General features: G+C 63.7%; 15 protein-coding genes and 1 pseudogene. 6 read left to right on the top strand and 10 right to left on the bottom strand.

The window, feature by feature from the left end; all coding sequences use genetic code 11:
- Positions 1 to 211: 211 nt before the first annotated feature.
- Positions 212 to 1381 (top strand): tRNA 2-thiouridine(34) synthase MnmA, encoded by a 1170-nt coding sequence (gene mnmA, locus Q0O97_RS16700; protein ID WP_294932041.1) that lies wholly within the window; start codon positions 212 to 214, stop codon positions 1379 to 1381.
- 2 nt (positions 1382 to 1383) lie between these two features.
- Here the strand turns inward: mnmA and Q0O97_RS16695 are convergent, their stop codons facing one another.
- Complete coding sequence (locus Q0O97_RS16695) at positions 1384 to 1788, bottom strand: SufE family protein (protein WP_294932039.1); 405 nt, start codon at positions 1786 to 1788, stop codon at positions 1384 to 1386.
- A gap of 131 nt (positions 1789 to 1919) precedes the next feature.
- On the opposite strand from Q0O97_RS16695, the gene Q0O97_RS16690 reads away from it, so the two are divergent.
- Positions 1920 to 2453, top strand: a complete 534-nt coding sequence (locus Q0O97_RS16690; protein WP_294932036.1) for a hypothetical protein — start codon at positions 1920 to 1922, stop codon at positions 2451 to 2453.
- A 6-nt stretch (positions 2454 to 2459) separates the two neighbouring features.
- Here the strand turns inward: Q0O97_RS16690 and Q0O97_RS16685 are convergent, their stop codons facing one another.
- The 3 genes and pseudogenes from Q0O97_RS16685 to rplU all read right to left on the bottom strand — a co-directional run.
- Entirely contained in the window at positions 2460 to 3008 is a 549-nt protein-coding gene (locus tag Q0O97_RS16685) for a GNAT family N-acetyltransferase (RefSeq protein ID WP_294932033.1), read from the bottom strand.
- A 102-nt stretch (positions 3009 to 3110) separates the two neighbouring features.
- Positions 3111 to 3377, bottom strand: a complete 267-nt coding sequence (gene rpmA / locus Q0O97_RS16680) for a 50S ribosomal protein L27 (protein ID WP_294932030.1) — start codon at positions 3375 to 3377, stop codon at positions 3111 to 3113.
- Between the two features lie 17 nt (positions 3378 to 3394).
- A pseudogene (gene rplU, locus Q0O97_RS16675) lies at positions 3395 to 3775 on the bottom strand (50S ribosomal protein L21); the annotation flags it as partial.
- 339 nt (positions 3776 to 4114) lie between these two features.
- On the opposite strand from rplU, the gene Q0O97_RS16670 reads away from it, so the two are divergent.
- From Q0O97_RS16670 to Q0O97_RS16660, 3 genes are read left to right on the top strand one after another with little or no spacing between them, the layout of a single operon-like run.
- Entirely contained in the window at positions 4115 to 5137 is a 1023-nt protein-coding gene (locus tag Q0O97_RS16670) for an ABC transporter substrate-binding protein (RefSeq protein WP_294932024.1), read from the top strand.
- A gap of 3 nt (positions 5138 to 5140) precedes the next feature.
- Positions 5141 to 5908 carry an ABC transporter ATP-binding protein gene (locus Q0O97_RS16665; RefSeq protein ID WP_294932022.1) on the top strand — a complete coding sequence of 256 codons (768 nt, stop codon included), beginning with the start codon at positions 5141 to 5143 and terminating at the stop codon, positions 5906 to 5908.
- Positions 5901 to 6686 (top strand): ABC transporter permease, encoded by a 786-nt coding sequence (locus tag Q0O97_RS16660; protein WP_294932019.1) that lies wholly within the window; start codon positions 5901 to 5903, stop codon positions 6684 to 6686. Before Q0O97_RS16665 ends, Q0O97_RS16660 begins: the two co-directional genes overlap by 8 nt.
- 752 nt (positions 6687 to 7438) lie before the next feature.
- On the opposite strand, the gene Q0O97_RS16655 is transcribed toward Q0O97_RS16660, so the two are convergent.
- The gene (locus tag Q0O97_RS16655; RefSeq protein ID WP_294932016.1) at positions 7439 to 8359 is read right to left on the bottom strand and encodes a manganese catalase family protein; all 921 of its coding nucleotides are present in this window, start codon (positions 8357 to 8359) and stop codon (positions 7439 to 7441) included.
- Positions 8360 to 8612: 253 nt separating this feature from the next.
- Here Q0O97_RS16655 and Q0O97_RS16650 point away from each other — a divergent pair, with 253 nt between their 5' ends.
- Complete coding sequence (locus Q0O97_RS16650) at positions 8613 to 9119, top strand: ferritin-like domain-containing protein (protein ID WP_294932013.1); 507 nt, start codon at positions 8613 to 8615, stop codon at positions 9117 to 9119.
- Positions 9120 to 9300: 181 nt separating this feature from the next.
- Here Q0O97_RS16650 and Q0O97_RS16645 read toward each other — a convergent pair whose 3' ends face one another.
- From Q0O97_RS16645 to Q0O97_RS16625, 5 genes are all read right to left on the bottom strand, one after another.
- Positions 9301 to 9534 (bottom strand): hypothetical protein, encoded by a 234-nt coding sequence (locus tag Q0O97_RS16645; RefSeq protein WP_294932010.1) that lies wholly within the window; start codon positions 9532 to 9534, stop codon positions 9301 to 9303.
- Positions 9535 to 9545: 11 nt separating this feature from the next.
- Positions 9546 to 10184: a hypothetical protein gene (locus Q0O97_RS16640; RefSeq protein WP_294932007.1), complete on the bottom strand. Its 639-nt coding sequence runs from the start codon at positions 10182 to 10184 to the stop codon at positions 9546 to 9548.
- Positions 10185 to 10335: 151 nt separating this feature from the next.
- The gene (locus Q0O97_RS16635) at positions 10336 to 10623 is read right to left on the bottom strand and encodes a hypothetical protein (RefSeq protein WP_294932004.1); all 288 of its coding nucleotides are present in this window, start codon (positions 10621 to 10623) and stop codon (positions 10336 to 10338) included.
- 355 nt (positions 10624 to 10978) lie between these two features.
- Positions 10979 to 11698 (bottom strand): hypothetical protein, encoded by a 720-nt coding sequence (locus Q0O97_RS16630; protein WP_294932001.1) that lies wholly within the window; start codon positions 11696 to 11698, stop codon positions 10979 to 10981.
- A gap of 2 nt (positions 11699 to 11700) precedes the next feature.
- A partial coding sequence (locus Q0O97_RS16625; RefSeq protein WP_294931999.1) for an SGNH/GDSL hydrolase family protein occupies positions 11701 to 13400 on the bottom strand: 1700 nt, incomplete at its 5' end.

Raw genomic sequence — 13400 nt, 5'->3', positions numbered from 1 at the left:
GTCGGGCAGGGTGACCGTTCGCGGTCCTTCGGTCTTTTTCAGAAACATTCACGCCACCGTTCTTGATAGGTTCCTTCTGGCCGAAATGTCTTAACCCGCGGTGAAGCCGCTGGTCGAAAATGCCGCCCCTGCCCTTGAGAATAGATAGGGTTTTCCCTATTATTTTCTTGTGCCGTCCCGCGTTCACGGCCATCCCATGCAGAGAAGATCCATGACAGCCCCGACCCAGACCTTGCGCAAGACCGCGCAGGATGCCGCCTTTAACTCGCTTGGCTTCGCCAAACCGCCCGCGCAGACGCGGGTGGTCGTCGCGATGTCGGGGGGCGTGGACAGTTCGGTCGTCGCGGCCAGTCTTGCCGCGCAAGGCTATGACGTGATCGGGGTGACGCTGCAACTTTACGACCACGGCGCGGCGCTGGCCAAGAAGGGCGCCTGCTGCGCCGGGCAGGACATCCACGACGCCCGCCGGGTGGCCGAGCGGGTGGGATTCCCGCATTATGTCCTTGATTACGAAAACAAGTTCCGCGAATCGGTGATCGAGGAATTCGCCGACGCCTATCTGGCCGGCGCGACCCCCGTTCCCTGCATCCGCTGCAACGAAAGGGTGAAGTTCCGCGACCTTCTGGAAACCGCGCGCGAGTTGGACGCCGATTGCATGGCGACCGGCCATTACATCCGCCGCGAGGCCGGGCCTTTCGGGGCCGAGTTGCACATGGCCGCCGATGCAATGCGCGACCAAAGCTATTTCCTGTTCTCGACCACGCAGGAACAGCTTGAATTCCTGCGCTTTCCGCTTGGCGGTCTGGCCAGCAAGGCCGAAACCCGCGAGATGGCGGCAAGCTTCGGCCTGTCCGTCGCCGACAAGCCGGACAGCCAGGACATCTGCTTCGTGCCCAACGGCAATTATGCAAGCGTGATCGAAAAGCTGCGCCCCGGCGCCGCCGAACCGGGTGAGATCGTGGACATGGACGGCCGCCCCCTGGGCAGCCATCACGGCGTCATCCATTACACGATCGGGCAGCGGCGCGGGCTTGGCATCGGCGGGCTGGAAGAGCCGCTCTATGTCGTGCGGCTGGACCCCGAGACCCGCCGGGTCGTCGTCGGCCCGAAAGAGGCGCTGCGCACCCGCACCGTTCCCATCACCGAAATGAACTGGCTGGGCGATGCGGCCCCGGACCGGGAAATGCCGATCCTGGCACGCATCCGCTCGACCCGCCCGCCGCGCCCGGCGATCCTGCGCCCCCTGGGCAATGGCCGGGCCGAGGTCGAGTTGCTGGACCCCGAGGAAGGCGTCAGCGCCGGGCAGGCCTGCGTCTTCTACCAGCCCGACAGCACGCGGGTCCTGGGCGGCGGCTGGATCACCCACCGCCGCGGCGGCTGAGTTCAGGCGGCGGCAAGCACCCGGATACGCTCGACCATCGCGCGCAACCCGTTCGAACGCTGCGCCGAAAGGTGGCTGTCCAGCCCAAGGCGGCCAAGTTCGGCATGGGCGTCGATACCCGCCACCTCGGCCACAGGAACGCCGGAATAAAGCGCATGCAGCACCGCGATCAGCCCGCGCACGATCAGCGCATCGCTGTCACCCTGGAAATCGAAGCGTTGCCCCTCGATCATCGGCATGATCCAGACCTGGCTGGCGCAGCCCTCGACCTTGGTGGCGGGCACCTGCAAGGCCGGGTCCATCGGCGGCATCGCCTTGCCAAGTTCGATCACATGGCGATAGCGGTCTTCCCAATCCTCCAGAAAGTCGAAGGTTTCGGCGATATCTTCGAATGCGGGGGTGGCCATCGGCAATCTCTTTCCTGCTTTGCAGGGCACAGATAATCCCGCAACGGGCCAAGGTCAAAGAGGCTTTCCCGCAAGCGCCAGTTGCCCTATCAATGCAGCAATGAAACGCGATGATGAACGGGCAGCCTGACATGCAGATGAAAACCTTGGCCATTCTGACCTGTGCAAGTCTGGCGCTGGCAGGCTGCGGGCGCGGCATCGGCAGCGGCGGTGTGGGCAGCGCAAGCAGCGGCCTCAACCCGTTCAAATGGTTCGGCTCGGGCAGCAGCCAGCAGACCACGCTGACACCCGATGGCGGCTATCCGTCTGCGCGGGCCGATGCCCGCCTGCCCGTCGCCCATATCGCTTCGGCCCGGTGGGAGCCGCTTTACGAAGGCCGCATGCTGATCGTCGAGGGCTTGCCCAACACCAAGGGCTGGTGGAACGCGGCGCTGATCACCGAACTGCCGATGCCCGAGGGCCGCATCCACGGCGACGAATTCGGCGTGTTGCGGCTGCGGCTGGTGGGCATGCCGCCCCCAGAAAACACCTATGCGGCGGCAGCACCGGCGCAGAACCCGGCGGACCGTATCACCACCGGCATCACCCTGCCGCATGAGGCGCTGGCCACGATTCGCGAGGTGGTCATCACCGGCGCCACCAACAGCGTGACCCTGCGCCGCTAGGCGCCCTCAGCCCATCTTGCGCAGATAGGTCCAGGTCGGCACCCGCGCATTGCGTGCGACCGACCAGCTTTCCGCATCGCCCAGATAGGAAAAGCCGCAATTCGTCAGCACCCGAGCCGAGCCGGGGCTGTCCTGGAACGCCTCGGCAAACAGGGTGCGGGCGTGATGGGGGTTGGCGGCGACGAGCGCCGCGACCGCCTCGGTCGCGAATCCGGTGTTCCAGAACCCCGCGCCGACCCAGAAGCCAAGCTCGGAACGATCGTCTTCGAGCCGTGTCAGCGACACGACGCCCAAGAGTTCCGCCAGGTTGTTGGCCGAACCGTCGATGGCCCAGACATCTTCGACCCGGTTTTGCGCCATCGCGCGGGCGACATAGGATTCCGTCGCACCGGGGGGCAGAGGGTGGGGAATGGACCTGGTTCCTTCGGCCACCCTCTTGTCCTCGGTATAATGCGCGATCATGCCCGCATCGGATTTGCGCAGCGGGCGCAGCAGAAACCGCTCGGTCTCGATCACGGGCTGGGAATCCAGCACCGGCTCGGTGAAATCGTTCATGGAATTACCCTCTCCACCATGATCATGGAAATCATGCCCCCCAAATGCAAGGGGACCGGCCTTGGCCGATCCCCCCTTAACACCGTCGTGTTACAAATCGGCTTATTCGGCCGCTTCCGCCGGAAGGACCGAAATATAGGTCCGTCCCTTGAGTCCCTTGCGGAACTGCACGCTGCCATCGGTCAACGCGAACAGGGTGTGATCGCGGCCCATGCCGACATTCGTGCCCGGCCACCAGGTGGTGCCGCGCTGGCGAACGATGATGTTTCCGGCGATGGCCTGCTGGCCGCCGAACAGTTTGACGCCAAGACGGCGGCCTGCCGAATCGCGACCGTTGCGGGACGAACCGCCTGCTTTCTTATGTGCCATGACTCTTAGTCCTCCTTGGCCGGGGCGGCTTCCGCCGGAGCTTCAGTTTTGGAACGTGCGCCGACCGCAGCCTTCACATCGGTCTTGCCCGCGCCTTTTTCAAGCAGGTCGGTGATGCGCACCAGGGTCAGTTGCTGGCGATGCCCGCGCGTGCGCTGCGAGCTGTGCTTGCGGCGGCGCTTGACATAGGTGATGACCTTGTCGGCCTTGATGTTGTCGATCACCTCGGCCTGGACGGCGGCGCCGTCGACCAGGGGGGCGCCGACGGTCGAGCCGATCATCAGCACCTCGTTGAACTGAACCTTGTCACCGGCCTCGGCGGCCAGCTTTTCAACGCGCAGCACATCACCGGATTTGACCCGATACTGTTTGCCGCCCGTCTTCAGAACTGCGAACATTCCGTCTTTCCTTTTCTTCCGCGTCCTGCGGCCCCTGCCCCGCGGGGCAGATGTTTGGGGACAAGCCCGCCTTCGGACAGCGCATCCTTGACATGGATGAGTTGCAAATATCCAACGGCCGAATGCGTCTCCGCCCGGCCAGTCGCGGTGCTATGAGGGATTCGACGCGCAAAGTCAACGGAAATCCCGCCGGATCGCGGCTTTTCGGCCATACCGCGCGGGGCCGGAAAGCTTGACACCGCGCAAGACCGCCTCCAAAGCTGACGGCGGGCCGGGGCGGCTGCCTGTTTCCCCGACCGTGTCACGCCGTTCATCAGGGTTCAACAGGGAAACGCCATCATGTCCAGCCTCAGCCGCCGCAGCCTTGCCGCCCTTGCGCTTTGCGCCTCTGTCAGCGCCCTGCCCTTCGCCGCGCAGGCACAGGACGACAAGGTCCGCGTGGGGCTTTTGTCGCTGGTGTCGCATGCGCCCTCGATCATCGCGGACGAGCGGGGCTATTTCACCGACGAGGGGCTGGAGGTCGAACTGATCATGTTCCAGGCCGCGCAGCCCATGGCGGTGGCGATCGCCGCGGGCGACGTGGATTTCGGCATCACCGCCATCACCGGCGGCCTCATCAGCCTGTCCGAAAAGGGCGCGGTCAAGGTGATCGGCGGCGCGCTGCACGAAGTGCCCGGTATCGAGGGCCAGAAATACATCGTTTCGAACGCCGCCCATGACGCCGGGCTGACCGACCTGTCGGGCGCGGCGGGCAAGCGTTTCGGCGTGACGACGCCGGGCTCGTCCTTTCATTACATGGCCAGCAAGGCAGCTGAATGCGGCGGGGCCGATCCCTCCGACATCCAGGTGGTGCCCCTGAACGCCGTGCCTGCCGTCGCCGCCGCGCTGACGACGAACCAGATCGATGCATGGGGCGTCGTGCCCAACATCGCCGATCCGCTGGTCGAGGCCGGCAACGCGGTCGAGATCGGCAGGGTCGCCGACTGCATCCCCGGCTACCAGGTGACGACGGTCTTCACCTCGTCCCGTCGCATCCAGGACAACCCCGACAGCGTGCGCAACTTCCTGGCCGCCTTCTCGAAAGGGGTCGAGGATTACAACGCCGCCCTGGTGGCGCGCTCGACCGACGATGCGGACCGGGCCGAGGTGGTGGCGATGATCCACAAATACGTCCACACCGACACCCCCGCCGACGAGGTCGCCGCCCGGATCGAGGTCGGCGCGATGGAAATCGCGCCCGGCGCGGCGCTGAACGTGGCCTCGGTCGAGGACCAGCTCAATTGGTTCCAGTCCGAGGGGCTGGTGCCCGAAAGCATCACCACGGACATGCTGGTCGATTCGCAATTCGTCGAAAGCAACTGACCCATGCGGCTGGGCGTCGAGAATATCTCGCATCACTACGGCGAGACCGAGGTGCTGCGCGATGTCAGCCTGACGGTGCAGCCGGGCCGCATCATCTGCCTGATCGGGCCGTCCGGCTGCGGTAAATCGACGCTGCTGCGCATGATCGGCGGGCTGGAACGCCCCGACAAGGGCCGCGTCCGCATGGACGGCGCGGCCAGCCCCGACAGCCTCAACCCGCTGACCTACATCTTCCAGGATTTCGCGCTGCTGCCCTGGCGGACGGCGGCGGGGAACGTGTCGCTGGTGCTGGAAGGCCACAACCTGCCCCGCGCCCGGCGCGAGGCGATCATCGCCGATGTGCTGGCCCGCACCCGGCTGTCGGATTTCGCCGATGCCCTGCCGCGCCAGCTTTCGGGCGGCATGCGCCAGCGAGTCGCCATCGCGCGGGCGCTGGCGGTTTCACCCGAGGTCCTGCTGATGGATGAGCCGCTCTCGGCGCTGGATGCGCAGACGCGCGAATTGCTGATGGACGACCTGGTCGCCCTGTGGGCGCGTCAGCCCTTCTCGGCGGTCTATGTCACCCATAACCTGGCAGAGGCGGTGCGGATGGGTCACGCCATCGTCATCCTGTCGCGCCGCCCCGGACAGGTGCGCGAGATCGTCGAGGTCGACATCCCGCTGGAGGAACGCGCCGCCCGCATCGACGAACTGGCGCTGCTGCAACGCCGGTTGTGGGAAATGATGCGCGACGAGGCCGAAGCCGCCGACAGGGAGATCGCCAATGCCTGACGTTCCTTTCCGTGGCGGCGGCTATGCCACCCGCCCGCGCCGCTGGGTCGGGCTGGTGGTGATGATCGCGCTGCTTGGCCTGTGGTGGCTCGGCAGCGCGCGCGGCTGGATCAGCCCGATCGCGCTGCCGCCGCCGCAGGACGTGCTTGCCGCCTTCCGCGACCTGTTCGTCACCGGCAGGATCTGGGACCACCTCGGCGCCTCGCTCTACCGGCTGGGAATGGGGTGGTTCTTCGGGTCCCTTGCCGGGATCACGGTCGGGCTGGCAATGGGGCTGAGCCGCTCTGTTCGGGGCGGCGCCGGTCCGCTGGTCGCGGCCCTGTTTCCGGTGCCCAAGATCGCCTTGCTGCCGCTGTTCATCGTCTGGTTCGGCGTGGTGGGCGAAGGTTCCAAGGTCGCCACCATCCTGTTCGGCGCCTTCTTCCCCACCGTCATCAACACCCTTGCCGGAGTGGACAACGTGGATCGCGGGTTGATCCGCATGGGGCAAAGCTTCGGCCTGTCCCGCTGGGCCATCGTGCGCAAGATCATCCTGCCGGGCGCCGCGCCGTCGATCCTGTCGGGAATGCGGATTTCCTCGTCGATCTGCATCGTGCTGCTGATCGCGGCCGAGATGATCGGCGCACAGAACGGCGTGGGTGCCTATATCCTCTTTGCCGGTGCGAATTACGCCCTGGGGCAGTTGATCGCCGGGGTGATGATCCTTTCCATGCTGGGCCTGACCGTCGCCTGGCTGATCGGACTGGTCGAAAAGCGCCTGCTGGCCTGGCGCGGTTGACGAGGGCCTGTCACAAGGAGCAGCCGCTGCCGCAAAAGCACCATCCCGGCCATGATGAAAAGATATTGGCAACACAATGAAAAAGGCGCCAAGCGGTCCTTGGCGCCTTGCGCATCTGGCGGGTGGTGAGGGGCTCGAACCCCCGACATCTTCGGTGTAAACGAGACTACATCAGCCCTATGAGGTTGATCTATAACGGGTTGATGTTTCCAATAAAATTCCGAAACTGGCCGGTTTATACCAGAACAAACCGGGGGTTTGGGAACACTTGCGGCGACGGATCACCCAATGCTCTTGCGGGACGGCGAACAGGCGGTAGCTTATCGGGAACTTTCCTCCACTAGGCGCACCAAAGCTACGGTCGCTCAAAAGAGCGCCGCGCCGATCGCTAACCCTGCCGCCAACCCCACCAGTATACCGCGAATTGTGAGGCAACATTTGCACTCGGTCCAAAGCAGCTTCGTTGCCCGAAATGTCCAGTGCTCTTCATTCTTGCACCACCCATTAACAAAAGTATCGGAAGCCCACGCCATTGAGTTGCTCACAGGATTATCTTCCCAATCCGGTTGAGCAGGTTCCTGTGGCCGGTATGTCCAAGGAGTTCTCATAACCTACGTTTAACCAGCCTGGGTGCCACCAATATCAGGCTCGTCAGGCGTCCCGCCCGGAACCGTTGGCGCGTCGCCTCACTACCTTGATTAAGACGGTGCCCCGATAAGGGGCATCCCGATTGACAACGGCATGTCATCAGCTCACCGCGACGCCTCATAGAGCTTGCGGGCGATGTCGAACATTTCTTCCGGCGCGTAATCCGGGGTGAAGACGTTCGGCTCTCCCACCAGTTCCTGTATCTTGCCGCCCTCGGGCATACCTTCGACGACCTCCAGTTCACCCGGCGGATCGCCCGGCAAGGCGGCCTCATCGTTCGACCACACCCCGGCGATTTCCCCGTAGTCCTGCTCGCTCCAGGTATAAAGGCGGCGATGTGATCCCTCTTGCAGATATTTCTGGCATTCCGGCACCTTGGCCAGCGGGATATTGGGCGTAGGCAGCATCTTTTCGATATCGACCCCGGTCAGTTTCTTCAGCGCCAGCGCATAGGCATGCGCATGCACCGACCCCCTGACCAGAAGATAGCCGCAGACCTCGCGGCCGGTCGGATCCGACAGCGTCTCGTAGACGCGCAATTTGTGCAGGCGCGCCCCGCATTCCAGATGGAAGTTGTGCAGAAGGTCAAAGATGACGTTTCCGGTGGTGGTAATGAAATCGTTGTTCCAGGGCACGCCCTGCGAATTCACCGGCACACCCCCGCCTGCGTGAGACAGAAAGCCCGCGGCAAGGCGGATATTCTTCATCGCCTCTTGCGGCGACGAGGAAATATCACCGCCATCGGCGTCATCCCGGCCCGGCTCGTCAGGGCCGTTGTTCAGCATTGCAACCCCGTTGCTGACGAGTTCGACATGGGCAAGTTCTTCGGCGGTGATCGAGGCGACCAGACTGTAGAACGGGCGCAGCTTGCTCTTGCTGCGGAAATTGAAGCTTTGGAACATGTAGTTTCCAAGCGTCGACATCTCGCCATATTTGCCGCCCAGCAGTTCCTGCAATGCAGCGGCGGCGTTGGGATCCTTGCGTTTCGGAGCGGGCAGTTCGGTGATCAGTCTGTCCACGCGCATGAACATCGGTGTTCTCCTGTCAATAAAGTTCGCCGACGAAAATGTCGGAGCCTTGCAACAAGCGACGGGCCTGGATGTTCCCGGACCCTCCCGCATCACCCCTGCGCGCCTAACGTCACGCGGATGTAACGGGTTCCCTGATTATCTCCCGCCGATCAACCGGGAACAAACAGCGTCTTGGCTTGTTCACCCGGCCTATCCAGTGATGAACGACAAGGCTGGTCGCATCAAATCAATCAGGAGGAAGCTCGGAATGGAACAGATCCGCGACACATTTGTGGAATGGCTGCGCGACGCACATGCGGCAGAAAAGCAAGCGTTGACAATGCTTGGCAGCCAGGCGGGCAGAATTGAAAATTATCCCGCGCTCAAGGCCCGCATAGAGCAGCACATACAGGAAACGGAATCGCAGGTTGCCGCTCTCGAAGGGCTGTTGGAGCGATATTCGACCGGGTCCTCCATGATCAAGGACGCGACCGGTCGAATGATGGCCTTTGCTCAGGGTATGAGCGGCATGACCGCATCGGATGAGGTCGTGAAGGGAGGTTTGTTCAGCTATTCTTTCGAGCATATGGAGATAGCGAGCTATCAGATATTGATCGCTACGGCGCGAAGGCTCGGAGACACTGAGGCCGTGAGCGTTCTTGAAAGAATTTTTGACCAAGAAGTAGACATGGCGAACTGGTTGCAGGACAATATGGATTCGGTCGTAAATGAATACCTCACGCGGCTTGAACAGAATGTGGAAGCCAAGCGGTAACGCCTAGGACAACGGCCCAATGCGCGCTGCTATCGCATGAACACCAGCGCGGCATAAATCCGCACTGGTGTTCGTTCATATCGCCGGCGGCGCGCAGATCCTAGTCCTTGGTCCCGCCGATCACAACCATCACCCCGAGGGCGACAAGGGCGGGCATAGGCCGCCCCTGCTGTAAGCCAGGTCATGTCACGCCACCGATGCGCTTGACGATGCGCGACCAGATCGCGGTGACCCCGAACGTGGCCCCGCCACCCAGAAGCAGCGCCAGACCGCCAGCAGTCCAGTCGGCAGCGGCAGAGATAGAGAGGCAGATGTTATCCGGGCCGGTGAGTTGTGCGACCCCCGCAGCCACCAGCGCCCCGGACAGGGCGTAGAGGATGTAGCGGATGGCCAGGGCGATTGCACCTTTGAGCATGGGTTATCCTTTCAGATGGTGAAGTAAACGAGAATGGCGACGGCCACCGCGGCGATGACCATCACGGGCGTCATGTCGGGATCGGGTGCTTGAGATGCCGGCGGGACAGGTGCGCGATACCGCTCACGAGCGATGGCCAGTGCCCGCTCCACCTCGGCAACGGTCGCATGGGCCTTGTTGAGGCCGTCCCCCGCATAATAGGACTGGCCCGCCTTGATCTGCCGGGATGCGCCCCGCATATCGCGAGGGACAGGCAGGGAAGCCCACTCCTTGGCCAGCGCCAGCGCCATGTCCTCGGAGTCGATCTGGCCATCCAGAAACCGCTGGAACCCCCTGCCCCGCAGCAGATGCATGGCCATCTCATCCTGCGTTGCCGCGTCAAATTTCCGGGCCGTGCTGATGCCGGTCTGCTGGATGATCGCGGCCAGCGTCTTGCGGATGATCTGGTATTTCCCGGCGGCGGAACTGTCCGCACCGCGCGCGACGACATTGTTCTGCCATTCCTGCACCTGGGCGATGCTCATGGCCGTCAACTTCTGCGGGCGCAGGCTGACCGGGATGCCGCCGTATACGATATCGTAATCTCCGCGGCTCTCGTATTTGCCGATCAGGTCGAGGACCGGCCCGGCATGGTGGGTTGTGAAACTCATGGCATTTCCTCATGAAAAAGCCCGCGACGAGGCGGGGCTCGCGCGGGTTGGAAATCGGTGTTTCGGTCAACTATTGCTGGCCGAAAGGGTGGTGCTGGCCGATATGGGAATCACCACATCGAGCGCGGTCGGAATTCCGACCTCGGGCTGATCAGCGCGGCGGGATGGTCTTGTCGGTATGATGCTGGACCGGGGCCTTGCCGGTGACGATCCATCCCTCGATGCGATCGACGCTGCGCTTGATATCGGCGACTTGGGCGCGATCCTCGTCGCGCTGCTTTTCTCGCGCCGCCAGATCGCGCTGGAGCATCTCGATCTGCTTGTGATTGGTAAACACCCGCCGCACCAGCCAGCTAATACCGCCCACAACGCCACCGAGGACGGTCGCGATGGCCCATGTGATCATCTGGTCAAGGTGCTGCGCAAATTTGTCGCCCATCAGGCCCTCGTGCAGTAAAAAGCCCCGCGCGGTGGCGTGGCGGAACAGGTTGAGAAAGTCGGTGCGCTGGCAGATCGAAGGCGCTATACTGACGTTTCATGCAGCACGATGGAGTTCCCTACTCCGCGCACGAGTTCGTGCTGCATGAACCCCTCCCCCATGAGAGAAAGCCGCGCGATGGCGGGGCTGTATAAAAGGACAGGTCGGTTCGGCAGGGCTGCACAAAAGGACAGGCCGGATAGGCAAAACTGCCTATGGATATAAACCTGCACAAGGATAGGTTGTGAGCGTGGTTATCGAGTATCGCTGTTTGCCTGCCGCCCCGTCCGGTTCCCCCGGCGGGGCGTTTCGCTTATCAGACCGCCACGCCGAAATCCGCCGCATAGCTTCGTGCCCATGCAGCCTGATCGGCCAACTGGCCGGCGTCCCAGACGGTCGCGCTGATCGTGGCCAACAGCATATCGCCCTCCCATGCGTGGGGCGTCGTATAGAGGCCGCCGATCAGCATCGTCTCATCGCCGGTGTTCACGCGGTTCTCGGTGCCGGAGTAGGTCGCGCTCTGACCTGCGGTCAGGTTGTGCAGCACATAGCCCCCGCCTGTCGGGGGGATGATAGCCGCCATCAGGAACCATTCGCTTTGGTCCGTCGTCAGGGCGATTTGCTCGCGCCCATCCACTGTCTGGACCTGCAACACCAGGTTGGTCGATCCGCCGAATACAGCAACACCCGCATTCTCGACACCGCGCCCCGATCCGATAAAGGCCGGGAGCATGGACCCGCCGGGCGTTTTCCGGCCGATTGCCATCATGGACCCGCCCAGGATCTCGGGGACGCCGGTTTCAACGTAACAGCTGGGGCCGAACCGCAGGTAGCGGCCCGGCTCCTCCGGCACCCCGATCAGGGTTCCGTCCGATGCACCGGCGGCATAGTTGCGCGTTGCCAGACCGACGCCCCCGGTCATCATATAGGTGGCCAGCAGGCCCGGATCGTGCGGTTGCGTATAGGCCGCGACGGGGGGATGGCCGCCGGTCGGCAGGCTTTCGGCGCGGGCGCGCAGGTAGGTGACAGTCGGCATGGTCAGATCCTTATCAAGAGGTCGTTGAGGAGGTCCCCGATCATCCGCCCCCCCAGGAAGCTGGGATGAACAAGGTCGACCCACAGGCCAAGTGCATCGGCCTGTGGGAAGGCGTCGTAATGCTCGGTCAGGCTCAAATAGGCCGTGCCGAGGTCGGCCGCATGAATGGCATCGCGGTAGACTGTCGTCGGGCGCTGCACCGCCATCCCGTTTCGTGGTGGGATCTGGTGGATCGCGCTGACGTCGGGCTGGATCGCGCGGGCCTCGGCCAACAGATCGGTCATATACCGGACATAGGATTCCGGGCTGCCATTGGGATCAGGTTGCCGCGAGTCGTTGCCGCCCAGGTGGGTGATGATCAGATCGGGCGGCTCATCCGCCATGACCTGCGCCTGCCGGGGCAGGTAGGCCTGATGGACGCGGGCGGTCGAGGCACCGTCACCAAAGCGGCTGATCTCGACGCCGGACACGCCATCGCGGGCCATGAAATAGCCACCCATCGCCACGGTGCCGCTGACGCTCTCGATCTCGATCGTATGATTGGCATCGGCCAGTCCCGTGATCTCGACCCGATTGAGCGCCCCACCGGTCGCATCAGTCACCTCGGTCCATGCGCCGCTATCGACGCGATAGCGCCAGGTGCCACCGTTTTCGAGGGCATAGATCGAGAAACGGGTGCAGCGCAGATTGGTCCAGGTGATGGTCTGTCCCGCCTCATCTGTCCCGATGCTCTGCCCGTCCGGGCTATCACCCCAGATACGACCGCCCCCGGTGCCGTCTATGACGGTCCAGCCCGACGATGCAGTATGACCCGCGCCGGTCAGACGGCCGTAACCGGTGTTGGCCGAAAGCCAGCCCTCGCCGATCAGCTCATGCTCGCGCGTCAGCACCGCCGCAACGCCCGCGCGAAACGGGTTGAGGGCGACCCAGCTATCTCCGATCAGCAGCACCCGCAGCCGTGCCCCGGCCTGTCCCTGCCGCAAGGCCGCGATCCTGGCGCGCATCCGGCGCAGGGTCTCCTGACCATAGACGGCAGGCGGGGTTGTGTCCGGTGTGGGCAGCGGCGGCAGCCTGGCTGCGATCTGGTCGACCGTGCGCTGCGAGGGTGCCATGTCGATCTCGCCGGCAGCGTTGGCGGCCAGCATCACGTCCGGGCCAATGCCCCAGATCGGATAGCCGCCGCTGGCAGCCACCTTCGGGATGCCGTAGTCGGCCCGCTGGTCGGGAGACGGGATGTAGCCGAGGCCCTTACCGTCGTGCCAGAGGGCAAGGTCTCCGCCGAGGGCGGCAAGTGGCGTGGCACCGGCAGGTGCAACCCGTTGCGGCAATCGGCGGTCCACCTCGCCGACCTGATAGAGGCGCATCATCCGCTCGGACGGATCGTAATCGACGCCGCCGTCGTAGCGGATCACGGCATCGCCTCCGATTGCGGCGATGGGGAACGCCGGGCCATCGGCATCACGCTGCGGAACACGGCGATCCATGTCCTCGGCCTGAGCCTGAGATTCGCCCGCAAGAGCATCAAGATCAGCCTGGTCGGCCTTGGCGGCAACCTCGTCCGCGACCGCCTCAACGGCGGATTGATCGGCTTTGGACTGATCCAGCTCTCTCGCAACCCGATTGATACCCTCTTCCAGTTCCTGCTTATGCGCAGTCTGGTTCGGCGCCGCCCCGTGAAGGGGCAACGTAAACGGCGTGAATG

The organism is uncultured Paracoccus sp. (assembly GCF_945915435.1).
Lineage (GTDB): Bacteria > Pseudomonadota > Alphaproteobacteria > Rhodobacterales > Rhodobacteraceae > Paracoccus.
This window is presented reverse-complemented; position numbering and strand designations above follow the sequence as displayed.